We start from the raw sequence: 24,444 nt of genomic DNA on the forward strand, positions 1-24,444 counted from the left end.
GCACCCTCACTTGTCGGAGCTGATGCGGCGGGCGAGCAGGTAGTTCACCAGCGACACCAGCGCGATGAGCAGGAACAACACCAGGGCCACGGCGCCGGCGTACCCCCAGCGGAAGCGGGTGTTCATCACGTCGAGCAGGTACATGGTGATGGTCTGGAACTGCCCCTCGGAGCCGCCGGAGATGCCCCCGGAGCCGCTGGTGAACAGCAGCGGCTCGGTGAAGAGCTGCAACCCGCCGATGGTGGAGACGATCAGCGTGAAGATGATCGTCGGGCGGAGCTGCGGGATGGTGATCGACCAGAACTGGCGGCGGCGGGACGCGCCGTCCAGCGCCGCGGCCTCGTACATGTCCTTGCTGATCGACTGCATGGCGGCCAGGTAGATCAGGGCGTTGTAGCCGACCCAGCGCCAGTCGACCATGGTGGAGATGGCGAACCAGGAGGCGAGACGGTTCGCCCGCCAGTCGATCGGGCCGAGGCCGACCAGGTCGAGCAGCCAGTTGACCAGGCCGAACTCCTTGGCGTACAGCATCGAGAAGATCAGCGCGACCACGGCGGTGGAGGTGATGATCGGCATCGCGATGGCCATCCGGAAGAAGGTCTGCGCGCGCAGCTTCCGGTTCAACGCGTTGGCCAGCACCAGCGCCAGCATCAGCTGCGGCACGGTGGAGAGCGCGAACATGCCGAACGTGTTGACCACCGCGTTCCAGAACTGCGGGTCCTCGGTCAACAGTTCGACGAAGTTGTCCAGGCCGACGAAGCTGATCGTGGCGTTCAGCGGCGACCGGTCGGTGAGCGCGATCCAGACGGTGTAACCGATCGGGTACGCGCTGAAGACGGCGAAGATCGCGAAGAACGGCAGGACGTACAGGTACGGGGAGTACTTCAGGTCCAGCCGGGTGAGGGAGGCCAGGCGACGGTGCGCGGCACGGGCCCGGCGGGCGGGGTCACGACCCCCGCCGGGGGGCGCTGCGGTGTGGAGGTCCAGGCTCATCGACGGTCCTTCTCGTCGGTCGGCGCGACCCGTCGCGCGGGCGACGCCGGGGGCTTACCGGCCTGCCGCGCGGGCGGCGCCGGGGCTTACCGGGCACCGCGGGCGGCGCCGACAGTCGCACTGTCGACGCCACCCGCGGTCGGTTCGGCCGGTCATTTACCGGCGGCCGCGCCGTTCTTCAGCGCCGACTGCCACTGCTCGCCGGCGGACTTGCCCTGCTCGACGGCGCGCAGGGTGTTCTCCACGGCCGTGCGGACCGCGTTGTTCTTCGGGCCGAGGTAGACCGGCTTCAGGTCGGTCGCACCGGCGGCGAAGATCTTGCCGACCGGGGCCTTGCTGAAGTACTCGTTGGTGGAGTCGGCCACGGCCGGGTCGGTCAGGGCCTGCGGCGACGAGGGCAGGTTGCCGACCTTCTTGAACGCCGCGGTCTGGCCCTTGGCGCTGGTCAGGAACTTCGCCAGCTCGGCGGCCTCCTTGGCGTGCTTGCTGGACTTCGGCACGGCCAGGAAGGCGCCGCCCCAGTTGCCGCCGTTGCCCGGGGCCTTGGCGACGTCCCACTTGCCGGCCGCCGCGTCACCGGCCTGGCCCTTGATGACCCCGGTCATCCAGGCGGGGCAGGCGATGGTGGCGAAGGTGCCGTTCTTGAAGCCGGCGTTCCACTCGTTCGAGAACGACTGGAGGTTGTTCGACAGGCCGGCGGAGATCATCTTGGTGGTCAGGTCGTACGCGGTCTTGACGTCCGCGTTCTCGCCGATGACCAGCTTGTTGCTCTTGTCGTAGTAGGTGTAGCCGGAGCCGGCGCCGGCGGTCTGCATCAGCACGACGTTGTAGAAGTTGGTCGCCGAGTCGACGAACTTGTGCTTCTTGTCGGCGGTGGCGAACTTCTGGCCGGTGGCGATGAACTCGTCCCAGGTCGGCCAGAGGGCGGCGACCTGCTCGCGGTCGGTCGGCAGGCCTGCGGCCTTGAACAGGTCGCTGCGGTAGCACAGCGCCATCGACCCGACGTCGGTGCCGAGGCCGAGTACCTTGCCGTCCGGGGTGGTGCCCTGCTCCCACTTCCACGGCAGGAAGTTGCCCTTGAGGTCGCTCGCGCCGTGGTCGGCCAGGTTCACGAACTTGTCGGACTGGGCGTAGAACTGCACGATCGTGCCCTCTTCGAGCGCGACCACGTCGCCGGCGCCGGAGCCCGCGGTGATCTGCTGGGTCAGCCGGGTGTTGTAGTCACCGAGGCCGAGGCCCTTGCCCCGCTCCTGGATCTTGACGTTCGGGTGCTCCGCTTCGTACTGCTTGTAGAGCTCGTCGTAGCCGAAGCCCTGGTCGCCGAAGACGTCGACGACCAGGGTGACCGGGCCGCCGTCGCTGCTCGTTTCCGACGAGTCGTCGCCGCAGGCGGAGGCGGTGGCGATCACCGCGACGGACGCGAGCGCGATGGCCGCGAGCCGCCGACGACGGATTGGGACGCTCATCCGAGACCCCTCTTTCAGTGGTGAGGCTGTGTCGTGGTGGGGGTGCTGTGCAGTCGCGCGCCGCCGAGGACGGAGCCTGCGGAGGACACCCGGCGTGCTCGGAGAGGAGATCCGCGACACACGGCGGGAGCGCTCCCATGAGATTGCCGGCGAGTCCCGGAAGTGTCAATGAGTCTATGGGAGCGTTCCCATATCGTTACCGCCGTGTTTCGATCCGCGCCGCGCCGGGCCGTCGGTTCACGGATCTTCCGGGCCCTGCGCCGTCCCGCCCCTTCCCCGGCATAGGCTGCCGGCATGATCTGCCGAGCCTGCCGGGAGCGGCGGCACGACGACTGTCCGGGCCGGAAGTGGTGCGACTGCCAGCACCGGGCCCCCGAGCCCACCCCTCCGGCCACCGGCCCGGCCGGCGAATGAACGTCGCAAGCCCGATCTCCCGGCTGTGGCCGGCCCCGTCGCCGTCGCCGCTCGACGACGCGGAGCTGACCGCCCTCTACGGCCGGGCCGCCGGTCCCCGCCTGCGGGTGAACTTCGTGACCAGCGTCGACGGCGCGGTCACCGTGGACGGCTACTCCGCCGGGCTCTCCGGCGAGCCGGACAAGCGGGTGTTCGGCCTGCTGCGGATGCTCTGCGACGGTTTGCTGGTGGCCGCCGGCACCCTGCGGCACGAGGACTACGGCGCGGTGCGGCTCAGCGGGCCGCGCCGGGCCTGGCGCCGCGCGCGGGGGCTGGCCGAGTACCCGACCCTGGTCGTGGTCTCCGGCTCACTGGCCCTGGACCCGGCGCAGGCCGCGTTCGCCGACGCGCCGGTGCGGCCGGTCGTGCTCACCCATGCCGCCGCCACGGCGCCCCCCGGCCTGGCCGAGGTGGCCGAGCTGGTGCGCTGCGGGACCGACCGGGTGGACCTGGCCGCCGGTCTCGCCGAGCTGCGCCGGCGGGGCCTCGGCCAACTCCTCTGCGAGGGCGGGCCGCACCTGTTCGGCGCGCTCACCGCAGCCGACCTGGTCGACGAGGTCTGCCTGACCGTCGCGCCGCTGCTCGCCGGGGCGGGCCCGGGTCGGATCACCGCCGGGAACCCCGGCCCGCACCGGGAGCTGCCACTGCGACACGTGCTGGCCGCCGCGGACGGCGCGCTGATGCTCCGGTACGCCCGGGACGGGGCGCCCGCCCCGGTCGCGTAGCCCGACGGGCCCGGCGCGTAGCCCGGCGGTGTCGGCAGGGGTGGTGCCTCAGCCGGGGCGCTGGTTGACGGGTCGGCGGCCACGCTGGGCGGGGGTGGGCCCGGCCGGGCGGTTCATCCTCCGCATGCACTTTTTGAGAACGAACAGTTCCCGCCGGGCGACCGCATCGCCCTTGGCATCCAACTCGTACCCCTCTATCCAGGTCCATCCGTCGTAGGTGATCAGGTCAGTCCTCACCTTGATCAGCCTGAACATGATCGGCCGGATGAACTGGACGCTGCAGGCGCGGGTTATATGGAGAACGTCGCCCGCCTTGAGGTCGATCATCGGCGAGGGCTGAACAGTCGCCACGCCGTGATCCTGGTCTTGGCCGCCTGCACCAGAGGGCACCACCCGCTCGGGCAGCAGGCGGAGCAGCGGCGGTGTCGGTGCCATTCGAGCGTGCGCCAAGCGGCCCGGATCAGCAGGGGCAGCCGACGTGCGGTCACCTTGTCCTCCCCCGGCTCCGGCGTACGACCGATCCGGCCGCACCGGACGTGCCCGCCGCACGGGCGGAGTCGAGTCGGTCCCGGTGTCGCCAGAGCCATGAGACGCAGGAGTCCCGGGGGAACACCTGGCGCAGCTTCACGAGTCCGAGGTGCCGGGCGTCTCTCAACCTCATCCAGTGCCTCCCACGGGCCTGGCGAGCTGGTCGCCCTGTTCGGCGTGTCACGGCAGTGGGTCCTGCAGATCACTCGTCAGCCCGGCTTCCCGGAACCTCTCGCCCGCCTGGTCGGGATGAACGTCTGGGATGCGGACGAGGTCGACGAGTGGGCCCGGCATAATCGCCCACCCCGGCCGCCAGCGGACGAAGAGGAACAGGGCTGACGAACGGCCCCCGTGGCTACCCGCGAACGACTGGGCCCCCACCACCAGGGGCGGGAGCGGGGCGGGAACGCCGATGCTGACCTCGTCGCCACCCGGCGGGCAACCCCGCAGCGCCCCCTTTGCTCTGCTGCCCCCTGTGCAACGCGCGCGGAGCGTGACGGTTCTGCCGACCTCTCGTGCCAGCACCCGACGCGAAGCGGCTGCGCGACGCTGGTGCTGGTGCTGCACGGCGGTGCTGGTGTTGCGGTGGCGGCAGCAGAGCAAAGGGGCGGGGTGGCATTACCCGCCTGGCACCCCAGCCGCTCGGACGGCAGGCCCGCTGTCCCACCTCACACGCCCACCCACATCGGCCAGGGCCCACAACATGGTCAGGGCCTTCGCCGCGATCTATCGATCAAGCCGCAACTACCGCACTTACCCCCCTGACGGTGGATGTCGCTACGGGTGCGTTCGCCACCGTCCGTGCCCGGCCGGAAGCGGTGCGCCACGATGTCGGGGGTGGCGGGTGTCGTCCGACGCGTCGCGTGGCAACCTGTCGCATCCCTCGGGCAGGATGCACCCCGTGGGCCCTGACCGAGACGACCAGCCGACCGGAGCGCGTGGATGACCGACGACGAGTTCGACGGCCCCGGCGAGGGGGTCGGCCGGGTGCTCGGCACCGCCGACGCCACCCCGCTGACGTTCTGGACGGCCGTGGCCCCCGGCAGCTACCTCCAGCTCGACGACGTGGTGGTGACCCGGCGCGAGATGCCCGACCGGGAGCCGGTGACCATCGCCGGCGTGGTGACCCAGGTGCGGGCGCGGCACGAGGGCGCACAGTTCGACTCGGACGTCTTCGCCATCGCCGACGGCACCCTGCCGGCGATGGTGCAGGAGGCGGCCGAGATCACCACCACCCGCGTCGACCCCGAGGTCTACGTTCCGCCGACGCCGGGGGCGGTGGTGCACCGGGCCGAGGGCGACGCCCGGGCCCGGGCGCTGCACTTCGACCGGATGGAGCGGCGGATCCCGATGGGGATGGGCCGCGACGGCGTCCCGGTCTACCTCAACGCCGACTTCCTCGACGGAAGCCGAGGCGCGCACGTCTCGATCTCCGGCATCTCCGGGGTGGCCACGAAGACCAGCTTCGCCACCTTCCTGCTCTACTCGGTCTTCCGCTCCGGCGTGCTCGGCGGGGACGCCGTCAACGCCAAGGCGCTGATCTTCAACGTCAAGGGCGAGGACCTGCTGTTCCTCGACCACCCCAACACCCGCCTCGACGACGCCACCCGGGCCGGCTACGCGAAGCTCGGGCTGGACGCCGGGGCCTTCCCCGACGTGCGGGTCTACGCCCCGCCCCGGGCCGGCGACTCCTCCGGCACGCCGGACGTGAGCAGCCGGCTGACCGGGGTGGACAGCTTCTACTGGACGCTGAGCGAGTTCTGCACCGACCGGATGCTGCCGTACGTCTTCGCCGACGCCGACGACGAGCGCCAGCAGTACACGATGGTCGTCCACTCGGTCGCCGCCCACCTGGCCCGCTACGCCCAGCCCGCCGACGGCGGGGTGAGCGTCGACGGGGTCCGGCTCGGCTCGTACACCGACCTGGTCGACCACATCGTCGAGCAGCTCAACGACGACGAGACCCGGGGCGACTGGGCGGGCAGCGCGGTCGGCCTGGGCACGGTCAACGCGTTCGCCCGGCGGCTGATCGGCAGCAAGAAGGACCTGGGCCGGCTGATCCGGGGCGACCTAACCACCCGCCGCCCGCACTCGATCAACACCGCCGAGAGCGCCCAGGTCACCGTCGTCGACCTACACAACCTGCCCGACCGGGCGCAGCGCTTCGTGGTCGGCGTGACGCTCAAGAGCGAGTTCGAGCGCAAGGAGAAGGCCGGCACAGCCAAGCCGCTGCTCTTCGTCGTCCTCGACGAGCTGAACAAGTACGCGCCCCGGGAGGGCTCCTCCCCGATCAAGGAGGTGCTGCTGGACATCGCCGAGCGGGGCCGCTCGCTCGGGGTGATCCTGATCGGGGCGCAGCAGACGGCGAGCGAGGTGGAGCGGCGGATCGTCACCAACTCGGCGATCCGGGTGGTCGGCCGGCTCGACCCGGCCGAGGCGTCCCGCCCGGAGTACGGCTTCCTCCCACCCGCCCAGCGGCAGCGGGCGCTGCTGGCCAAGCCGGGCACGATGTTCGTCAACCAGCCGGACATCCCGGTCCCGCTCTGCCTGGAGTTCCCGTTCCCGGCGTGGGCCACCCGCGTCTCCGAGGCCGGCCGGGCGCCCTCGGAGACGCTACGGTCGATCACCGGGGCGGCCGACCCGTTCGCGGTGGTCGGCTCGGGCGGCGGCGCCGACGACGACATCCCGTTCTAGGGGGCTGACCCGTGAGCGCGAGGAACGCCCGAGCGAAGCGAGGAAGTCCCGCAGTCGCGAACGAAGGGCCCACACGGTGAAGATCCTGCACACCTCGGACTGGCACGTCGGCAAGGTGCTCAAGGGGCAGTCCCGGGCCGAGGAGCACAAGCAGGTCCTCGCCGGGGTGATCGACGTCGCCCGGCAGGAGCAGCCGGACCTGGTGATCGTCGCCGGGGACCTGTACGACACGGCCGCCCCCACCCCGGAGGCGACCCGGCTGGTCACCCGGGCGCTGACCGCGCTGCGCCGCACCAGCGCGGACGTGGTGGCCATCGGCGGCAACCACGACAACGGTCAGGCCCTCGACGCGCTGCGGCCGTGGGCCGAGGCGGCCGGCATCACCCTGCGCGGCGGGGTCCGGGAGAACCCGGACGAGCACGTGATCGACGGGGTCACCGCGGGCGGCGAGCGGTGGCGGGTGGCCGCGCTGCCGTTCCTGTCCCAGCGGTACGCCGTGCGCGCCGTGGAGATGTACGAGCTGACCGCCGCCGAGGCCACCCAGACGTACGCCGACCACCTCGGCCGGGTGCTCGGCCGGCTCACCGAGGGCTTCGCCGAGCCGGACCGGGTGCACCTGGTCACCGCCCACCTCACCGTGGTCGGGGCGACCACCGGCGGCGGCGAGCGGGACGCGCACACCGTCCTCGGGTACGCCGTCCCGGCGACGGTGTTCCCGGGCACCGCGCACTACGTGGCGCTGGGCCACCTGCACCGGTCGCAGCGGGTGTCCGGCCCCTGCCCTATTCGCTACAGCGGCAGCCCTCTCGCCGTGGACTTCGGCGAGCAGGAGAACATCCCGTCGGTCACCATGGTCGAGGTGACGGCGACGAGCGCGGCGCGCATCCGCGAGGTGCCGGTCACGGCGGCCGTGCCGCTGCGCACGGTGCGCGGCACCCTGGCCCAGCTCGCCGAGGTCGCCCCGCCGGAGGGCTGGTTGCGGGTGTTCGTCCGGGAGCAGCCCCGGGCAGGGCTGCGCGAGGAGGTGCAGGAGCTGCTTCCCCGGGCCCTGGAGATCCGGATCGACCCGGAGCTGGTGCCGGCCCCCGGCAGCGGGACGCGCACCGCCCAGCGGGCCGGTCGGTCACCCCGTGACCTGTTCGCCGACTACCTGGACAGCAAGGGGCACGCCGACTCCGACGTCCGGGAGCTGTTCGACGAGCTGTTCGAGGAGGCGGATCGCTGATGCGCCCGATGCGGCTGGACATGGCGGGCTTCACCGTCTTCCGCGACGAGACGACCGTGGACTTCACCGACGCCGACTTCTTCGCCCTGGTCGGCCCGACCGGCTCCGGTAAGTCGACGGTGCTGGATGCGATCTGCTTCGCCCTCTACGGCACGGTGCCCCGGTGGGGCGGGACGCGGGGGCTGGCCAACGCGCTCGCCCCGTCGGCCACCGAGGCCCGGGTCCGGCTGGTCTTCGAGTCGGCCGGTGACCGCTACGTGGCGACCCGGGTGGTCCGCCGGGACGGCCGGGGCAACGTCAAGACGGCCAACGCCGGGTTGCAGCTGATGCCGCCCGGGTTCGACGTGACCAAGCTGGACACCGGGCTCAGCCCGGAGGACCTGGGCGAGGTGGTGGCCGGCACCCCGGCCGAGATGGAGCGGGCCGTACTGGAGGCGGTCGGGCTGCCGTACGAGCAGTTCACCAGCTGCGTGGTGCTGCCGCAGGGGCAGTTCGCCGACTTCCTGCACGCCCGGCCGGCGACCCGGCAGCAGATCCTGGTCAACCTGCTCGGCCTCGGCGTCTACGAGACCGTGCAGAAGCGGGCCACCGAGCGGGCCGGTCAGGCCGAGGCGAAGCTGGAGGCGGTCGACAGGATGCTCGGCGGGCTCGCCGACGTCGACGACGCGGCGCTGGCCGACGCGCAGAACCAGGTCGGCCGGGCGCACGAGTTGGCCGAAGCGGTCGCGGCGGCCGTACCGGAACGGGAGCGGGCCCGGGCGGCGGCGCGGGACGCGCACGCGGCGCTGGCCGCCCTCGACGCCGAGCTGGCCGGGCTCGGCGCGGTGCGGGCGCCCGACGGGGTGGCCGAGGTGGCCCGGGCGGTGGCCGCCGCGCGGTCCGGCGTCGACGAGGCGGCGGCCGGGGTGGCGCTGGCCGAGGAGCGCGAGGAGAAGCTGCGCGGGGAGCTGGCCGGCGCGGGCGACGAGAGCGCGCTGCGGCTGCTGCTCAAGGCGCACGCCGACCGGGACCGGCTGGCCGGCGAGATCGGGTCGGTGGCCACGGCGGTGACCGCGGCGCAGCGCGAACACGACGCGGCGGTGGCCGCGCTGGCTGCGGCGCGGGCGGCGGCCGGGCGGGCCGAGGTCGAGCTGGACGCCGCGTTCCGGGCGCACGAGGAGGCGAAGGCCACCGACCAGGCGGTGGCGCTGCGGGCGCACCTGGTCGACGGGGCGGCCTGCCCGGTCTGCGAGCAGGTGGTGCCCCGGGTGCCGGCGGTGCCGGCCGGATCGGCGGTGGTCAGGGCCACCGCCGCCGGGAAGGCGGCCCGGGCCGCGACACAGCAGGCGCAGCAGGCGGTGCAGGAGCGCGACGCGGCGGCCCGGGACCTGGAGCGGGTGCTGCTGCGCGCCCGGGCCCAGCACGACCAGCTCGGGGGCCGGCTGGCCGAGCTGGACGACCAGCTCGGCGGGGCCGCCGCCCCCGAGGCGCTGCGGCACGACCTGGCCGAGCACACCCGGCTGCGCCGGGAACTGGACGAGGCTGCGGGCGGGGTGCGGGCCGGCCGGGATGCCGCCCGGCGGGCCCGGGCCGCGCTGGAGGCCGCCGAGGAGCGGCTGCGCGCCACATGGCGGGACTTCGACGCGACCCGGGACGGGCTGGCCCGGTTCGGCCCGCCGGCCGCCGACCGCGACGACGTGGCCGGGGCCTGGACGACGCTGACCGGGTGGGCCGACGCGCAGGCACGGCGGCGGCGGGCGGACCGGGTGGGGCTGGCCGAGGCGGTCGCCGGGGCGGAGGCCGCCGCCGCGGCCGTGGAGGAGCGGATCGGCGGGGTCTTCGCCGCCGCCGGGCTGGCCGCCGGGGACGATCCGGTGCGGGCGGCCACCGTCGCGGTGGAGCGCGCCGAGGCGGCCCACCGGCGGCTGGTGGAACGCCGCGAGCAGGCCGCCGAGCTGCACGGGCAGCGGGCCGGCCACGAGCAGCAGGCCCGGGTTGCCCGGGCCCTCGCGGGGCACCTGCGGGCCAACAACTTCGAACGCTGGCTGCTGGCCGAGGCGCTGGACCTGCTGGTCGACGGCGCGTCGGGGATCCTGCGCGAGCTGTCCGGCGGCCAGTACGACCTGGTGCACGACAAGGGCGAGTTCTTCGTGGTCGACCACCACGACGCGGGGCTGCGGCGCGGGGTGCGCACGCTGTCCGGCGGGGAGACGTTCCAGGCGTCGCTGGCCCTGGCGCTGGCGCTGTCGGAACAGCTCGCCGGGATGTCCACCACGGCGGCGAGCCTGGAGTCGATCGTCCTGGACGAGGGGTTCGGCACCCTGGACGCGGCCACGCTGGACACGGTGGCGGCCACCCTGGAGAGCCTGGCCGCCCGGGGCGACCGAATGGTCGGGGTGGTCACCCACGTGCCGGCCCTCGCCGAGCGCATCCCGGTCCGGTACGAGGTCCGCAAGGACGCCCGCTCCGCCCGCGTGGAACGGACCGGCCTGTGACGGGGCCGACCGGCACTGCGGGGCCGACCGGCACTGCGGGGCCGACCGGCACTGCGGGGCCGACCAGCACGGCCGGGACGGGGCCGCCGGGCGTGGCGGCCCCGGAGCTGTTCGTCGACGCCTGGGGCCCGGGCTACGGGGCGTCCTTCGAGGCGGTCCCCGGCGGGCCGGCCACGCCGAGCAGGCAGCAGGTCGACGCCGAGGTGGAGCTGCCGGCGGTGGACTGGCGGTCCATCGACGTCCGGGCCGGGGTGCGGGCGCCGGACGTGGTGCTGCTGGTCGACGGGGTGCGCCGGATCGACGCCAGCGTCTGGACGGCCGAGGCCGACGGCGCGTCGTTCCCCGGCGTGGCCGCCTCGTACGCGGCCGGGGTGGTCCGCTGCGACCTGGAGCGGGGCGCGGCCCGGCTCGCCGGGACGCAGGTGCGGCGAGGGCTGTTCACGGCCAGCCCGTCGGCCCGGGAGGTTCGGGCCGGGACGGTGCGCTACCCGGTGCACCGGGTCAGCGGCACCGGCGAGCTGAACAAGCTCCAGGCCGCCGTGCAGGGTCCGTTGACCGCGCTGGAGGTGGAGGTCTCCGGGGCGGCCCGGGTCGACGGGGACCTGCTGGTGGTCGACGGCCCGCTGCGCAGCCGCCGGCAGTTGCCCCGCACCCTCGGCTACGTCAAGACCCAGCACAGCCAGTACCTCGACGCCCGGCTGACCTCCGTGGTGACCGGGCTGCGGGCGGGCCAGCGGTCCCCGGTGTTCCGGCTCGTCACCGCCTGGGGCGGATACTCCTGGTACCTGCGGCTGCCGGGCGGCGGCGGTGCGCCGTGGGCCGGCATCGTGCGGGTCGAGTGCTCGGCCGAGCTGGCCGAGTCCGAGGCGATCGCGCTGGCCGACCTGTCGCTGGTCACCCTCCCCCGGTTCGCGTCCACCCCGTACAAGGACCCGCGGGCCCCGCAGAACCTGATCCCGATCGCCGGCCTGGAGCGCCGCCTGCGGGCGCTGCTCGGCGACGCCCGCCTGCTGCACCGGGCGCTGACCGCCGCGGCCCGGGGCCGCGGGCAGCACCGCTGATGGGCAGCTTCCCCGCCCGGCCACAGAGCCGCCGCCGGGTCGTCGTCCGGACGGGGCGCCGCTGATGGGACGCCGCCGGGGAACGGACCGCATCATGGCGCGGGTGGACACCGGCGAGGCCGAGCTGGTCCCGGACGCGGACCGGCCGCGCTCGTTCACCCTGCTGCTCGACGGCGCCCCGCAGTCGCACGTGGACCTCGCCGACCCCACCCACCTGGAGTTCGAGTACGTCCGGCGGTTGGCCGCCGCCCTCGACCTGGTCGCCCCGGCGGGCGCGCCGCTGCGGGTGCTGCACCTGGGCGGCGGCGCGCTGACCCTGCCCCGGTACGTGCAGGCCACCCGCCCCGGCTCGACCCAGCGGGTGGCCGAGGTGGACGCCGCCCTGGTCGACCTGGTCCGCCGGGAGCTGCCCTGGCCGGCCGACACCCGGCTGAAGGTGCGCGTCGCCGACGCCCGGGCCACCCTGGGATCCACCAGGGACGGCAGCTACGACGTGGTGGTCGCGGACGTCTTCTCCGGTGCCCGCACCCCGGCCCACCTGACCAGCGTGGAGTACGCGGCGGAGGTGGCCCGGGTGCTCCACCCCGGCGGCTGGTACCTGGCCAACGTCGCCGACGGCCCGCCGCTGCGGCACGCCCGCGCCCAGGTCGCCACGGTCCGCACGGTGCTGCCCCGGGCCTGCCTGATCGGCGACGCGGCGGTGCTGCGCGGCCGGCGCTACGGCAACCTGGTGCTGATCGCGGGCCGGGTCGAGCCGCCGGTGCCGGAGCTGACCCGCCGGGCGGCCGGGGACTGGTTCCCCGGTCGGGTGGTGGCCGGCGACGAGCTCGACCGGTTCGTCGGCGGGGCCGCAGTGGTCCGCGACGCCGACGCCACCGACTCCACCCCGCCGCCACCGGGAATCTTCTCCGTCCGCCGGTGATCCGGTGGCTCCGCACCACCGGGCGACCGGGCCGTTGGGAGCCGGGCTGACGTCGTCGGACGCCCGGGGGTCTGCGCGCATGCGGGGCCGTCCGTCCCGGCCGGGGGTCGTGGCAGAGTGTCAGGGGTGACCGAACCCGCCGCCCGCCGGACGCTGCGCCCACCGGCCGGCTACCGGCTGGCCGCCTCGGTCCGGTCGCTCACGTTCAGCACGTACGACCCGTGCGCCCGGATCGCCGCCGGCACGTTCTGGTGGGCCACCCGCACCCCCGCCGGCCCGGCCACCCTCGCGCTGCGCCCGGCCGGCGGCGGGGACCTGCTCGCCGAGGGGTACGGCCCCGGCGCCGACTGGGCGGTCCAGCAGGCCGAGGCGGTCGCCGGGCTGCGCGACGACCTCACCGGCTTCGCCGAACTGGCCGGCGCGCACCCGCTGGTGGCCCGGCTGGCCGCGCGGCACGCCGGGCTGCGGATGCCGGCCACCGGCCAGCTCTTCCCGCGCGTGCTGCGGGCGGTCCTGGAGCAGAAGGTCACCGGCACGGAGGCGTACCGGGCGTACTCGGCGACCGTGCGCCACTTCGGCGAGCCGGCGCCGGGGCCGTTGCAGCCGTTGCTGCTGCCACCCGAGCCGGCGGCGGTGGCCGCCGCGCCGTACTGGGTCTTCCACCCGTTCGGGGTGGAGCAGAAACGGGCCGACACGCTGCGCCGGGCCGCCGCCGAGGCCGACCGGCTGGAACGCTGCGCCGACTCCGCCGACGCCACCCGCCGGCTCACCGCGATCCGGGGGATCGGCCCGTGGACCGCCGCCGAGGTGGTGCGGATCGCGTTCGGGGACCCGGACGCGGTCAGCGTCGGCGACTACCACGTGCCGAACACGGTGGCCTGGGCCCTGGCCGGGGAACCGCGCGGCGACGACGCCCGGATGCTCGCGCTGCTGGAGCCGTTCCGGGGCCACCGCGGCCGGGTCTGCCTGCTGCTCGCCGCCGAGGGCGTGCACGCCCCGAGGTACGGGCCGAGAATGCCGATCCGCTCCTTCGCCCGGTACTGACGCCTCCCGCGGCCCGCCGCCCGGGTCGGCGCGCGCACTGCGGCCGGCGTACCGGTCAGGGCCCGCATCGCCCCGCCCGACGCGGAGGCCGGCACCGGGTCAGGCCGGGACCGGGCGCAGGGCGCAGGGTCAGGCGGGCGGCGTGTCCGGGTCAGGGCCGGGCGCAGAGCTGGCGCAGGGTCCGGCCGAGCCACCAGGCGTACCCGCGTTGGAAGGCCCGGCCCGCCGGCCCGGCCGCGCGCATGAACCAGCGGTCCGCCCGGCTGAACGCGCGCACCTCGAACCAGACGGCGCCGGTGTCGTCCCGGCTCACCACGAACGCCTCCTCGCCCCGGGCCGGATGGCCGGGCAGCGTGCCGTATCCGAAGCCGGCCCGGCGGGCGTCGTCGGCGGCCCAGACCACCGCGCACGGTGCGGCCAGCCGCACCGGGCCGACGCCCAACCGGGAGACGACGATGATCCCGGGCGCGGCCCGGGGCGCGTCGGCGTCGATCCGGATCCCGGCGGTCCGGTGCAGCCGCCAGCCGAGCACCGCCGCGCCGGCCGTGGCGAAGCAGCCGTCCGGCAGCCGCACCCGGTGCCGGACGTGCCGCCAGCCCGCGGGCAGCTCGCCGGCGTCGGTGGCTCCGACGTGCGGATAGGTCAGCTCGGGCACCATCGCCGCCTCTCCTCGGGTCCGCGAAACCGCCAGGGTACGGCCCTGAGCGCCGGGCGCCTGCGGTGTGGTGAGCTGGGGTCGTGACCACGCCACCACTGATCACCCCAGCCATCCCCGCCGACGCCGGTGAGATCCTCACCGTGCAGCGGGCCGCCTACGTGACCGAGGCCCAGCACTATGCCGACCCGTTGCTGCCGCCGCTCACCGAGACGCTCGAAGAGATCCTGTCCGCGCTGGCCGGCCCGGAGACGGTGCTGGTCGCCCGGGCCGGGCACCGGCTGGTCGGCTCGGTCCGGGCGCGGATCGCCGACGACACCGCCCACGTCGGCCGGCTGGCCGTGGCCCCGGACCAGCAGGGACAGGGGGTCGGGGCCCTGCTGCTGCGGGCGGTGGAGGTGGCCTGCGCCGACCGGGTGTCCCGCTTCGTGCTGTTCACCGGGGCCGCCAGCGAACGGAACCTGCGGCTGTACGGGCGGCACGGCTACAAAATCGTCGGCAACCGGCCGGACGCCAACGGCATTTCCCTCGCCGTGCTGGAGAAGCGGCTGGTCAAGGGCGCTCACAGCAACGCCTGAGACCGTCAGCCTCCAGCCGGAGGTACCGGCGGGTCAGGCCGCCGTAAAGCCGGCCCACGACGGCGGCGAGCGGGCCCGACTGCTCCAGCGTCAGCTCGACCCGGACCCGGCCGCCCGGCAGCGGGACGATCCGGTGGTCGCCCCGGCTACGGACGCCCGGGGCGTTCGACACCCAGACAAAGCGGTACGGCGCCTCGACCTCGACGACCCGCCACACCGCGGGGCGCAGCCGCGGCTGCTCCAGCCGCGCGGTCGAGCCGACCGTCAACGGCCCCGGTTCCAGCCGCCGGGCCCGGGACACCGAGGCGGTCCACTCCGGCCACCGGTCGATGTCGGACTGCACCCTCCAGACCCGCTCGGCGTCGGCGTCGATCTCCGTCACTGCCTCGAAGCGCATGGCCCCTCCCCTGTCGTCGAACCTACCGCTCGACGGTCCTCGCCAGCGGCCCGCACCACGACGACTGACCTCCGTCCCTTCGGCCACCGACGCGCCGCACAGCTTCACCGGATCGGCGCGGTCTCCGCGCCCGTGGGCACCGCGCCCCGGCGAGCCGGCGCCCCACGCGGTCCCACACCCCAGCGAGCCGGCGCCCCGCCGGCACGACGACGAGCCGGTGCGCCCGATCGTCACCGGACACGACGGCCGGTCGGCCTCGATGCGAACCTTGGACAGTTCTCTCTCCGCACGAGCGGAAACTGTCCAAGGTCCGGTGCCGCGGCAGGACGGTTGGACAGGGACGGCGCGGGGCAACCCAGCAGGGCCGCGCGGCGCAACGGGGCAGAGCAACCGCCCGGTGGAGAGCGGCGTGGAGAGCGGCGTGGAGAGCGGCGTGGGGCGGGTCAGGCCGCGTCGGTCTCGTGCAGGTCGGCGAGGGTGAGCGGGGTACGGCGGCGCAGCAGGTCGTCCAGTTCGACGACCGTGCCGACCTCGCCGAGCACGTCCTTGCCGCCACCGAAGCGGGCCGGGTAGCGGCGCACCAGGCGGTAGCGGTACCGGCCGCGGATCAGCTCGACGCTGACCCCCCAGCGCCCGCAGCACCCGCAGATCCACTCCCGCATCCGGCGAAACTAGCTCCGAGCTGCGGAAACGCCATCCGGTCCCGGGGGAACGAACGGGATGGACCGGGACAGGTCACCCCCTCACCCCCGGTGATCCGCCTCACGACTGTCGGTGGTGTCTGGTTGACTGTCGCCGTGGACCTGCCGATCAACCCGCCGGTCGAGCCGATGCTGGCCAAGGCCGTGTCGCGAATGCCCACCGACCCCGGCACGACGTATGAGCCGAAGTGGGACGGCTTCCGCTGCATCGTCTTCCGCGACGCCGACGAGGTGGAGCTTGCCAGCCGGGGCGGCAAGACGATGACCCGCTACTTCCCCGAGGTGGTCGAGCAGGCACTGCGGCAGCTCCCCGAGCGCTGCGCTGTCGACGGCGAGCTGATCGTGATCCGGCGCGACGGCCCGGACGGCCAGCCCCGGCTCGACTTCGAGCTGCTCGCCCAGCGCATCCATCCCGCCGCGTCCCGGGTGAAGCTGCTGGCCGAGACCACCCCGGCCGACTTCGTCGCGTTCGACCTGCTCGCCCTCGACGACGAGCTGCTGACCGACCAGCCGTACCCGCAGCGCCGGGCCCGGCTGGAGCAGGCCCTGGCCGGGGTCCGCCCGCCGGTGCACGTCACCCAGGTCACCACGGATCCGGAGACGGCCCGCCGCTGGTTCGACGTGTTCGAGGGCGCGGGGCTCGACGGGCTCATCGTCAAGCCGGCCGACCTGCCGTACGAGCCGGGCAAGCGGCTGATGTTCAAGGTCAAGCACGCCCGCACGGCCGACGTGGTGGTGGCCGGCTTCCGCTGGCACAAGACCGGGCCGGTGGTCGGCTCGCTGCTGCTCGGCCTCTACGACGAGGCCGGCGTCCTGCACCACATCGGGGTCAGCTCCTCGTTCACGGCGGCCCGGCGCAAGGAGCTGCTGGACGAGCTGGCCCCATACCGGGACGTCGGCGACGAGCACCCCTGGGCGCACGGCGACCACGAGCGCGGCCAGCGCATCCCCGGCGGGGTGAGCCGGTGGACGGGGACGAAGAACCTCGAGTGGGAGCCGCTGCGCCCGGAGTTGGTGGCCGAGGTGGGCTACGACGCGATGGAGGGCGACCGGCTCCGGCACACCGCCCGGTTCGTCCGCTGGCGGCCCGACCGCGATCCCCGGTCCTGCGGCTACGACCAGCTCGACCGCCCGATCAGGTACGACGTCGACCAGGTCCTGCGCGGCGATCCGGCGGCGACCGCCGAGGCCGCCCCGGGACGGGCGTAGCCTGAGCCCTCGACCCGACCACGAGAGGCGTGCCGGTGACCCGCTTTCCCGACCGGATCCGCCGGGTCCGGCTGACCCTCGCCGGGCTCGTCACGGCGGCGGTGGTCGCCGCCGGCTGCACGATGCCCGCGTTCGCCCCGCGCACCGAGACCGAGGGCGAGGCCGCGCCGACGGGCGCCGCGCCGACCTGGCGGGCCTGCCCGGAGGTGGCCGACGAGCTGGTGGGCCGGGGCGCGCCGGACATGCGGTACGAGTGCACGCGGATCGCCGTGCCGCGCAACTGGGGCTCCGGCACGGGCGCCACGGCTGGCCCGGGCAGCGGGGAGACCTTCGAGATCGCCCTGCTGCGGGCCCGGTCCACGAAGCAGCGGGACCGGATCGGCTCGCTCGTGATCAACCCGGGCGGCCCCGGCAGCTCGGGGGTGGACACGGCCGTCTACCTCTCCTTCGGCCCGGCGTTCGGGGGGCTGCCCCCGTCGGTCACCGAGCGGTTCGACATCGTCGGGTTCGACCCGCGCGGGGTGGCCCGGTCCAGCCCGGTGAAGTGCATCCCCGACGCCGACCTGGACGCCAGCTTCGGCTACGACCCGGACCCGGAGTCCCGGGCATCCTTCGACGGGTTCGTCGCGCTGAACCAGCGGATCGGGCGCGGCTGCGGCGACAAGTACGGCGACCAGCTCTCGCTCTACGGCACCGAGCAGGCCGCCCGGGACATGGACGCGGTGCGCGCGGCGGTCGGCGACGAGAAGCTGACCTACCTCGGCTACTCCTACGGCACCCTGCTCGGGGCGACGTACGCCCAGCTCTACCCGTCTCGGGTCCGGGCCCTGGTGCTCGACGGCGCGGTGGACCCGACGCAGGACCTGGTGGCCGGCTCGGAGAGTCAGGCGAAGGGCTTCGAGCGGGCGTTCAACAGCTTCGCCCGGTGGTGCGCGGCCAACACCGGGCGCTGCCCGCTCGCCCCGGACGCCCGGGCCGCGGTGACCTCGGCGATCGACAAGGCCAGGGTCTCCCCGGTGAAGGCGACGAACGGCCGGGAGGCCACCGCGGGCTGGGTCTTCTACGCGGTCATCTCCTCGCTCTACACGGAGTCGGGCTGGCAGGAGCTGGCCCAGGCAATCGACCGGCTCGACGGCGGCGATCCGGCTGAGGTGTTCCGGCTGGCCGACTCGTACGCGGGCCGGGAGGACGACGGGCGTTACTCGAACCTGTTCGACGCCAACCTCGCGGTCAACTGCACCGACGAGTCGGAGAAGCCGACCCTGCAGCGGGTTCGCCAGCTCCAGTCGCAGTGGCGGGAGAAGTACCCGCTGTTCGGCCCGGCGCTGGCCGTGGGCATGCTCGGCTGCGTCGAGTGGCCGGGTGGGCGGGACCCGTATCCGACCGGCAAGGCCGTCGGCGCGCCGCCCATCGTGGTGGTGGGCACGACCGGCGACCCGGCGACCCCGTACGAGCAGACCCCGAAGCTGGCCTCGATGCTGGGCGTGGGACGGGTGCTGACCTGGGAGGGCGAGGGGCACACGGCGTACCCGCAGACGAACTGCGTGACGAACGCGGTGGACGCCTACCTGGTCACGTTGGCCGTGCCGCGGGAGGGGCTGCGCTGCCCGGCCCGCTGACGGCTCACCCCAGGCGGCGGCCCCGGCCGCGCTTGCGGGGCGAGGGGGGCGGTAGGGCCGGCTCGGCCGGCAGGATGATCCCCTGACGGGCCGCCAACTCCTCCAGCAGCGCCCGCATCCGCCGCACGTCAGCCTTCAGGGCCTCCTGTTCCTCATGCTCGAAGGCGTCGTCGTCCACGATCAACTGGCTGGCGAAGTGCGCGGTGATCAGCGGGATGACCAGCAGCACCATGGTCGAGATGAGCAGCGCCGCGAGGGTGCGTCCGGCCCCGGTGGTGGGCGAGATGTCGCCGTACCCGACGGTGGAGGCGGTCACCACCGCCCACCACACCGAGTCGGTGGCGCTCTTGTGTTCCACGTGGCTGTAGATGACCCCGGCCACAATGATCATCAACAGGTACGACGCGATCAGCGTCCGGGGCGAGTTGGCGAACCAGACCAGCCCCCGGTAGACCCAGCGGAACGGCAGCAGCAGGACGTCCATGCCGCATCATGCTGCCCCCTGCCGGCAACCAGGTCGCCGGGGCATCGCCCCGGGTCGCTGTGCCAGGCTGACGCCATGCGTACCGTGATCTTCCGGGAGGCGGTCCGGGCCGACCTGCCGGCCGTCATCGCCCTGCTGGCCGACGACATGCTGGGCAAGGCCCGCGACTTCACCGAGGTCGACGAGGCGTACGAGAGGGCGTTCGCGGACATCTCCGCCGACCCCCGCAACCACCTCGTGGTGGCCGACGACGGGGGGCTGGTGGGCTGCATGCAGATCACCTACATCCCCGGGCTCGGCCGGCACGGGGCCGAGCGAGCGCTCATCGAGGCGGTGCGGGTGCGCTCGGACCGCCGCGGTCAGGGGCTGGGGCGGGAGATGATGCGCTGGGCGATCGACCAGGCCAGGCGGCGCGGCTGCGCGCTGGTGCAGCTCACCACGGACAAGACCCGCGCGGACGCCCACCGCTTCTACCGCAACCTGGGCTTCGTCGCCACCCACGAGGGCATGAAGCTCCCCCTCTAACCCACCCCACCCCACAGCCCCCGCGATCTTGCAGTTGCGGCCCGGGCATACAGGGCGAAGCGCCCGCACTGAGGGCCGCAAGTGCAAGATCGCGGGACGGGGAGGGTGGGGTCAGGCGGGGAGGGGGAGGGTGGGGAGGAGTTGGCCGTCGCGGAGGGTCAGGGTGCGGTCGGCCAGCTCGATGAGGGCCGGGTCGTGCGTGGCGACCAGCGCGGTCATCCCGCGCGCGTGCACCACCGCCCGGAGCAGGTCCATGATCGACCGGCCGGTCTCCGAGTCGAGCTGGCCGGTGGGCTCGTCGGCGATCAGCAGGTCCGGCTCGTTGGCCAGGGCCCGGGCCAGCGCCACCCGCTGCTGCTGCCCGCCGGAGAGCTCGTACGGCCGCTGCGCGGCGTGCCCGCCCAGCCCGACCAGCTCCAGCAGCACCGACACCCGCTCCTCCCGCTCGGTGGCGGGCACCTTCGCCAGCCGCAGCGGCACCCCGACGTTCTCGGCGGCGGAGAGGATCGGGATCAGCCCGAAGGTCTGGAAGACGAAGCCGACGGTGCCCCGGCGCAACCGCAGCAGTTCCCGCTCGCCGGCCGTACCGAGGTCGTGCCCGGCCACCCGGACCTGCCCGGAGTCCGGCCGGTCCAGGCCGCCGACCAGGTTCAGCAGGGTGGTCTTGCCGGCGCCCGACCGCCCCTGCAGGGCGACCAGCTCGCCCTTGCCCGCGGTGAACGAGACGTCCCGGACGGCGTGCACGGCACGCTCACCCCGGCCGAAGGTACGGCTCAAACCGGTCACCCGCACCACCTCCTCGGTGGTGGTGGCGGTGGCCGCCGGACGTGAGAACGGCTGCTCGGTCATGCGTCACTCCGTTCGGCGTCGGCCCGGTCGCCCGGCCGCACCTCGACGTGGTCGGGTTCCAGGTTGAGTCGGACCCGGTCGCGCAGGGCCAGCGTGTCCACGAAGGACGCCGGGAGCTGCATCCGGCCGGCGCGGTCGAGCACCGCGTACTCCTCGCTGACCAGCTCGGTGGCGCCGTCCGCGCCGATCCGGGCGGTGCGGCGTACCTCGGAGGAGGTCCGGCCGTCGCGGATCGCGACGGTCCGGCGGACCTGGGTGGACACGGCGGAGTCGTGGGTCACCACCACCACCGTCACCCCCAGCTCCGCGTTGATCTGCCGCAGCGCGGCGAATACCTCGGCGCCGGTGGCCTCGTCCAGCTCGCCGGTCGGCTCATCGGCGAAGAGCACCTCCGGGTCGTTGGCCACCGCCACGGCGATCGCGCAGCGCTGCTGCTCCCCGCCGCTGAGCTGTCCCGGCCGCCGGTCGGCGAGGTGGCCCACGCCGACCAGTTCGAGCAGCTCCCGGGCCCGGTCCCGGCGGACCCGCCGCCCGCGCCGCCCGGCCAGCTTCATCGGCAGCTCGACGTTCTCCAGGGCGGTCAGGTACGGCAGCAGGTTGCGCCCGGTCTGCTGCCAGACGAAGCCGGCCATCTCCCGCCGGTAGCTGAGCCTGCGCCCGGCGGAGAGGGTGAGCAGGTCGTACTCGGCGACCCGGGCGATGCCGGCGGTCGGGGTGTCCAGCCCGGACAGGATGTTCAGCAGAGTCGACTTGCCCGACCCGGACGCCCCGACGATCGCGACCAGCTCGCCCCGGTCGATGACCAGGTCGAGGCCCTGCAACGCGACCACCTCGATGCCGTCGGACTTGAAGATCCGCACCAGGCCGTCGCAGACGATGTGTCCGCGCAACCGATCCTGCCCGCCGGCCCGCTCGGCCGCGCGTTGCGCGGCCCGCTCCTGCAGGGTGGCCAGGTCCGGTACGGCGGACGCCTCCACGGTGGCTGTCATCTCAGCTCTCCTCTCCGAGCCGCAGCACCTCACCGAGGCGCAGCCGGCGGTTGTTCAGCGTCTCCACGGTCACCGCGAGGGCCAGCGCCACCGCGCCGACCACGAGCACGGCGCCGACCAACCCGGGCGAGAACGCGACCCGGACCGGTGTGCCCCCGGTGAACGCGGTCAGCCCGAGCACCGGGGTCAGCAGCAGGGGCAGCAGCGCGCCCGTCACCGCGCCGGTGAGCAGCGCGACGGCGACCAGCGGCGTCAGCTCGACCAGCAGCAGCGCGCGCCACTGGCGACGGGACAGGCCGAGGGTGCGTAGCCGGGACAGCACCTGCCCCCGGGCCCGCGCCCCGGCGAGCACCGCGAAGGCGATCGCCAGCAGGCCGAGGGCGGCCCCGCCGCCCGCCCCGGCGGCGAAACCGAAGACCAGCAGGCCGTTCGCGCCGCCCTCGCCGAGGGAGTCCCGGGCACCCCGCCAGGTGGTCACCTCGGCGCCGCGCGGTCGCTCCCCCGCGACGATGGTGCCGCCGCTCTGGTAGCGGTGCTGCCCCTCGTCGCCGGCCTGCCGCAGCGCCTCCACGTCGAATCCGTCGCCGGAGACCAGGAAGGCCGTCGGCACCGGGCCGGTCGGGCCCGAGGCGGGCAGCGCCTGCCAGGGCAGCACCACGAACCGGTCGGTGGCGGACGGGACGAGTGGGAAGCCGCCCGCCGTGCCGGCCACCCGGAACAGGTAGTCGCGTCCCTGCACGGACACCAGGGCCGAGCCGTCGAGGCCCTTGCGCGCCAGGTCGGCGGCGAGCGCCGGGGAGACCAGCGCGGGCGCCGGCCCCTGGGCGGGATCGCCCCTCAGTTGCGGGGGCACCGACACCGCCAGCCCGGCGTCCCGGGCCGCCTCGGCGAGCCCGGGACCGTCGACCAGCAGCACGGTGACGGCGGCCAGCCCCGCGTCGGCGCCGCGCGGGTGGGAGATCCGCAGTGCGGTGTCCCGCACGACCGGGGTGGCCCGCCGGACGCCGGGCAGCGCCTGGAGGGCGGCACCGGTGTCGGGGGCGAGCCGCTCGCCGTCGACCAGCGCGGACGCCGGCACGGCCAGCGTCGCCGTCCGGTCCCGACCGGCCTCGATGCCGGTGGCCACGACGGCGCAGAACGCCGCCGTCGCGATCGCCACCACCACGACGATCACCGGCGCGGTGGCGGCCGACCGGCTCGCCCGGGCGGCACCGAGGAACGTCACGCTGCCCCGCAGCCGGGCGGCGACGCGGCTCAGCAGCCGCAGCGGCCAGGGATAGAGCCGCTGCGCGAGCACCGCCGCAGCGACGGCCAGCAGCACCGGCACCGAGATCAGCAGCGGATCGACCGACCCCGGGGTCAGGCCCCGACGCCGCAGCAGCACGACGGCCAGCACGGCCAGCGCCACGACCAGCAGTTCCACGGTCAGCCGGCGGCCACCGGGACGCGCGGTCACCAGGTCGCGCCGGCCGCCCGGGACGGCCGAGACGGCCAGCGTGGCCAGCGGCAGGGCCAGGGTGGCCAGGACCGCCGTGGCCAGGGCCAGCCAGTCAGCCCCGCCGCCGGAGCCGGGCAGCAGCCGGCCGAGCAACCACCCCAGCGCCGCGGCCGGCGGGACGACCAGCAGCGACTCGGCGAGGCTGCGCAGCGCACCGCTGGCCGGTGCGCCGCCCCGGGCGACCAGCAGGGCGAACTCGGTCTCCCGGCGGCGGGCCGCGAGCCGGGCGGCGAGCCCGATCAACCCGGCCAGGGTGGCGATCACCCCGGCGGCGATCACCGCGAGCAACGTCCGCGCGGCGGAGACAGCGTCGAGGAACTGCTGCAACGGGACGTCCACCGCCTGGGTGACTTTCAGCCCCGGCGGGGACTCGCGGACCAGCCGCCGCACGCCGTCGATGACGGCGCGCACGTCGGCCACGTCCATGCCGGCGGCGCCCAGGCGGTACCGCCAGGAGAACCGGACCGAGCCGCCGGTGGCGGCCACCGCGTCCAGGCCGGCGTCGCCGGTCACCGCCACCATCTCGTACGGCTGCCCGTCGCCGGCCGGTTCGGTCACCCGCTGGACCAGCGGTAGCGTGTCCCAGATCCCGTCCGCCGGTCGGTTCGGCTCGAAGACCCCGACCACGAGCAGCCACAGCGGTGCGGCCCCCTTCCCCGCGGCCCAGCGCAGGCGGCTGCCGGCCCGCAGGTTCATCTTCCGCGCCGTGTCGGCGGCCAGCGCGACCTCGACAGGTCGGTCCGTCCCGGTCGCCTCGGTCGGCCAGCGCCCCTCGACCAGGGTGGCCGCCTCCGCGACGCCGGGCATCACGCGCAGCCGGGAGACGACGAGGAGGTTCCTCGCCGCCAGGTCCGGCCCGGTCAGCCTGCCGAACGCGGTCTCCGCGACGTACCAGCGGCTCTCCACTGCGGCCCGGACCGGGGGCGGCATACTTGCCTCGAACGCGTCGAGCTCGCGGCCCCGCGCCGCGCTGACCGGCCCCTGGCCCCCCTCGACCGATACCTCCTCGGCGCTCCGAGTCAGGTCCCGCTCGGCGACCGGGCGGCCGGCCACGTACTCCCGGAGGCCCTGCTGCACGAGCCGGTCGGCGGCGCGAGGAATCCCGGTGACCAGCAGCACGGCCACCAGGGCCAGCACCCCCAGCAGCAGGAACTGCCCGCCGAAGGCCCACACTCGGCGGGCGGCCCCGGTCATCGGCTGCCCGCCCCGGTACGCACGGTCACTGCACTCACTGCTCTCCCCTGATCCGTGGCCGCGCCGCCGCGACCCACCGGCCCGCGTCGGACCGCGACCGCGCCGACGCCGTTGACTGATCCCCGCCGGCAGGCGACCACGCCGACGCCCTCCACCGGCCC

The 24,444-nt window shown here is 74.6% G+C and carries 21 protein-coding genes; 11 read left to right on the forward strand and 10 right to left on the reverse strand.

Annotated features, from left to right (window positions below; genetic code table 11):
• Positions 1-6: 6 nt before the first annotated feature.
• Positions 7-993, reverse strand: a complete 987-nt coding sequence (locus tag ACH4T9_RS20490; protein WP_396673283.1) for a carbohydrate ABC transporter permease — start codon at positions 991-993, stop codon at positions 7-9.
• A 152-nt stretch (positions 994-1,145) separates the two neighbouring features.
• Positions 1,146-2,459 (reverse strand): ABC transporter substrate-binding protein, encoded by a 1,314-nt coding sequence (locus ACH4T9_RS20495; RefSeq protein WP_396673284.1) that lies wholly within the window; start codon positions 2,457-2,459, stop codon positions 1,146-1,148.
• A gap of 410 nt (positions 2,460-2,869) precedes the next feature.
• Between ACH4T9_RS20495 and ACH4T9_RS20500 the strand changes: the two genes are divergently transcribed.
• Positions 2,870-3,637, forward strand: a complete 768-nt coding sequence (locus tag ACH4T9_RS20500) for a pyrimidine reductase family protein (protein WP_396673285.1) — start codon at positions 2,870-2,872, stop codon at positions 3,635-3,637.
• A 48-nt stretch (positions 3,638-3,685) separates the two neighbouring features.
• On the opposite strand, the gene ACH4T9_RS20505 is transcribed toward ACH4T9_RS20500, so the two are convergent.
• Complete coding sequence (locus tag ACH4T9_RS20505) at positions 3,686-3,964, reverse strand: hypothetical protein (protein ID WP_396673432.1); 279 nt, start codon at positions 3,962-3,964, stop codon at positions 3,686-3,688.
• Between the two features lie 1,143 nt (positions 3,965-5,107).
• On the opposite strand from ACH4T9_RS20505, the gene ACH4T9_RS20510 reads away from it, so the two are divergent.
• The 6 genes from ACH4T9_RS20510 to ACH4T9_RS20535 all read left to right on the forward strand — a co-directional run bounded on the left by ACH4T9_RS20510 (position 5,108) and on the right by ACH4T9_RS20535 (position 13,585).
• Positions 5,108-6,859: an ATP-binding protein gene (locus tag ACH4T9_RS20510; protein WP_396673286.1), complete on the forward strand. Its 1,752-nt coding sequence runs from the start codon at positions 5,108-5,110 to the stop codon at positions 6,857-6,859.
• A 76-nt stretch (positions 6,860-6,935) separates the two neighbouring features.
• Complete coding sequence (locus ACH4T9_RS20515; RefSeq protein WP_396673287.1) at positions 6,936-8,084, forward strand: exonuclease SbcCD subunit D; 1,149 nt, start codon at positions 6,936-6,938, stop codon at positions 8,082-8,084.
• Positions 8,084-10,558, forward strand: coding sequence for an AAA family ATPase (locus ACH4T9_RS20520; RefSeq protein ID WP_396673288.1), 2,475 nt, complete (start codon positions 8,084-8,086; stop codon positions 10,556-10,558). The genes ACH4T9_RS20515 and ACH4T9_RS20520 overlap by 1 nt, the downstream gene beginning before the upstream one ends.
• A 107-nt stretch (positions 10,559-10,665) precedes the next feature.
• Complete coding sequence (locus ACH4T9_RS20525) at positions 10,666-11,619, forward strand: hypothetical protein (RefSeq protein ID WP_396673433.1); 954 nt, start codon at positions 10,666-10,668, stop codon at positions 11,617-11,619.
• A 64-nt stretch (positions 11,620-11,683) separates the two neighbouring features.
• Complete coding sequence (locus tag ACH4T9_RS20530) at positions 11,684-12,541, forward strand: spermidine synthase (protein ID WP_396673289.1); 858 nt, start codon at positions 11,684-11,686, stop codon at positions 12,539-12,541.
• A gap of 117 nt (positions 12,542-12,658) precedes the next feature.
• Complete coding sequence (locus ACH4T9_RS20535) at positions 12,659-13,585, forward strand: DNA-3-methyladenine glycosylase family protein (RefSeq protein WP_396673290.1); 927 nt, start codon at positions 12,659-12,661, stop codon at positions 13,583-13,585.
• A 151-nt stretch (positions 13,586-13,736) separates the two neighbouring features.
• Here the strand turns inward: ACH4T9_RS20535 and ACH4T9_RS20540 are convergent, their stop codons facing one another.
• Positions 13,737-14,243, reverse strand: a complete 507-nt coding sequence (locus ACH4T9_RS20540) for a DUF1990 family protein (protein WP_396673291.1) — start codon at positions 14,241-14,243, stop codon at positions 13,737-13,739.
• Between the two features lie 80 nt (positions 14,244-14,323).
• Between ACH4T9_RS20540 and ACH4T9_RS20545 the strand changes: the two genes are divergently transcribed.
• Positions 14,324-14,818 carry a GNAT family N-acetyltransferase gene (locus ACH4T9_RS20545; RefSeq protein ID WP_396673292.1) on the forward strand — a complete coding sequence of 165 codons (495 nt, stop codon included), beginning with the start codon at positions 14,324-14,326 and terminating at the stop codon, positions 14,816-14,818.
• Here ACH4T9_RS20545 and ACH4T9_RS20550 read toward each other — a convergent pair.
• Together ACH4T9_RS20550 and ACH4T9_RS20555 are read right to left on the reverse strand one after the other, a co-directional pair.
• Entirely contained in the window at positions 14,793-15,215 is a 423-nt protein-coding gene (locus ACH4T9_RS20550; protein WP_396673293.1) for an SRPBCC family protein, read from the reverse strand. The genes ACH4T9_RS20545 and ACH4T9_RS20550 overlap by 26 nt on opposite strands.
• Before the next feature lie 443 nt (positions 15,216-15,658).
• Positions 15,659-15,877 carry a hypothetical protein gene (locus ACH4T9_RS20555; protein ID WP_396673294.1) on the reverse strand — a complete coding sequence of 73 codons (219 nt, stop codon included), beginning with the start codon at positions 15,875-15,877 and terminating at the stop codon, positions 15,659-15,661.
• Positions 15,878-16,012: 135 nt separating this feature from the next.
• On the opposite strand from ACH4T9_RS20555, the gene ACH4T9_RS20560 reads away from it, so the two are divergent.
• Both ACH4T9_RS20560 and ACH4T9_RS20565 read left to right on the forward strand, forming a co-directional pair.
• Positions 16,013-17,125 (forward strand): ATP-dependent DNA ligase, encoded by a 1,113-nt coding sequence (locus ACH4T9_RS20560; protein ID WP_396673434.1) that lies wholly within the window; start codon positions 16,013-16,015, stop codon positions 17,123-17,125.
• A 56-nt stretch (positions 17,126-17,181) separates the two neighbouring features.
• Entirely contained in the window at positions 17,182-18,744 is a 1,563-nt protein-coding gene (locus tag ACH4T9_RS20565) for an alpha/beta hydrolase (RefSeq protein ID WP_396673435.1), read from the forward strand.
• A 4-nt stretch (positions 18,745-18,748) separates the two neighbouring features.
• Here the strand turns inward: ACH4T9_RS20565 and ACH4T9_RS20570 are convergent, their stop codons facing one another.
• Entirely contained in the window at positions 18,749-19,228 is a 480-nt protein-coding gene (locus ACH4T9_RS20570; protein WP_396673295.1) for a potassium channel family protein, read from the reverse strand.
• A gap of 75 nt (positions 19,229-19,303) precedes the next feature.
• On the opposite strand from ACH4T9_RS20570, the gene ACH4T9_RS20575 reads away from it, so the two are divergent.
• A complete protein-coding gene (locus tag ACH4T9_RS20575) occupies positions 19,304-19,753 on the forward strand; it encodes a GNAT family N-acetyltransferase (RefSeq protein ID WP_396673296.1) in 450 nt (149 codons plus the stop codon).
• A gap of 111 nt (positions 19,754-19,864) precedes the next feature.
• Here ACH4T9_RS20575 and ACH4T9_RS20580 read toward each other — a convergent pair whose 3' ends face one another.
• Genes ACH4T9_RS20580 through ACH4T9_RS20590 form a run of 3 tightly spaced genes read right to left on the reverse strand, consistent with a single transcriptional unit; the run spans position 19,865 to position 24,283 of the window.
• Positions 19,865-20,602: an ABC transporter ATP-binding protein gene (locus ACH4T9_RS20580; RefSeq protein ID WP_396673297.1), complete on the reverse strand. Its 738-nt coding sequence runs from the start codon at positions 20,600-20,602 to the stop codon at positions 19,865-19,867.
• Positions 20,599-21,591, reverse strand: coding sequence for an ABC transporter ATP-binding protein (locus tag ACH4T9_RS20585; protein WP_396673298.1), 993 nt, complete (start codon positions 21,589-21,591; stop codon positions 20,599-20,601). Before ACH4T9_RS20585 ends, ACH4T9_RS20580 begins: the two co-directional genes overlap by 4 nt.
• Position 21,592: 1 nt before the next feature.
• Positions 21,593-24,283 carry an FtsX-like permease family protein gene (locus ACH4T9_RS20590; protein ID WP_396673299.1) on the reverse strand — a complete coding sequence of 897 codons (2,691 nt, stop codon included), beginning with the start codon at positions 24,281-24,283 and terminating at the stop codon, positions 21,593-21,595.
• Positions 24,284-24,444: the final 161 nt, after the last annotated feature.

It is taken from the genome of Micromonospora sp. NPDC020750 (assembly GCF_044334565.1).
Classification (GTDB): domain Bacteria; phylum Actinomycetota; class Actinomycetes; order Mycobacteriales; family Micromonosporaceae; genus Micromonospora.

Bases quoted from the DNA above. Each gene is read 5' to 3' on its own strand.
- ACH4T9_RS20490 (WP_396673283.1), bottom strand. From the start codon at position 993: ATGAGCCTGGACCTCCACACCGCAGCGCCCCCCGGCGGGGGTCGTGAC.
- ACH4T9_RS20495 (WP_396673284.1), bottom strand. From the start codon at position 2,459: ATGAGCGTCCCAATCCGTCGTCGGCGGCTCGCGGCCATCGCGCTCGCG.
- ACH4T9_RS20500 (WP_396673285.1), top strand. From the start codon at position 2,870: ATGAACGTCGCAAGCCCGATCTCCCGGCTGTGGCCGGCCCCGTCGCCG.
- ACH4T9_RS20505 (WP_396673432.1), bottom strand. From the start codon at position 3,964: ATGATCGACCTCAAGGCGGGCGACGTTCTCCATATAACCCGCGCCTGC.
- ACH4T9_RS20510 (WP_396673286.1), top strand. From the start codon at position 5,108: ATGACCGACGACGAGTTCGACGGCCCCGGCGAGGGGGTCGGCCGGGTG.
- ACH4T9_RS20520 (WP_396673288.1), top strand. From the start codon at position 8,084: ATGCGCCCGATGCGGCTGGACATGGCGGGCTTCACCGTCTTCCGCGAC.
- ACH4T9_RS20530 (WP_396673289.1), top strand. From the start codon at position 11,684: ATGGGACGCCGCCGGGGAACGGACCGCATCATGGCGCGGGTGGACACC.
- ACH4T9_RS20540 (WP_396673291.1), bottom strand. From the start codon at position 14,243: ATGGTGCCCGAGCTGACCTATCCGCACGTCGGAGCCACCGACGCCGGC.
- ACH4T9_RS20550 (WP_396673293.1), bottom strand. From the start codon at position 15,215: ATGCGCTTCGAGGCAGTGACGGAGATCGACGCCGACGCCGAGCGGGTC.
- ACH4T9_RS20555 (WP_396673294.1), bottom strand. From the start codon at position 15,877: ATGCGGGAGTGGATCTGCGGGTGCTGCGGGCGCTGGGGGGTCAGCGTC.
- ACH4T9_RS20570 (WP_396673295.1), bottom strand. From the start codon at position 19,228: ATGGACGTCCTGCTGCTGCCGTTCCGCTGGGTCTACCGGGGGCTGGTC.
- ACH4T9_RS20575 (WP_396673296.1), top strand. From the start codon at position 19,304: ATGCGTACCGTGATCTTCCGGGAGGCGGTCCGGGCCGACCTGCCGGCC.
- ACH4T9_RS20580 (WP_396673297.1), bottom strand. From the start codon at position 20,602: ATGACCGAGCAGCCGTTCTCACGTCCGGCGGCCACCGCCACCACCACC.
- ACH4T9_RS20585 (WP_396673298.1), bottom strand. From the start codon at position 21,591: ATGACAGCCACCGTGGAGGCGTCCGCCGTACCGGACCTGGCCACCCTG.
- ACH4T9_RS20590 (WP_396673299.1), bottom strand. From the start codon at position 24,283: ATGACCGGGGCCGCCCGCCGAGTGTGGGCCTTCGGCGGGCAGTTCCTG.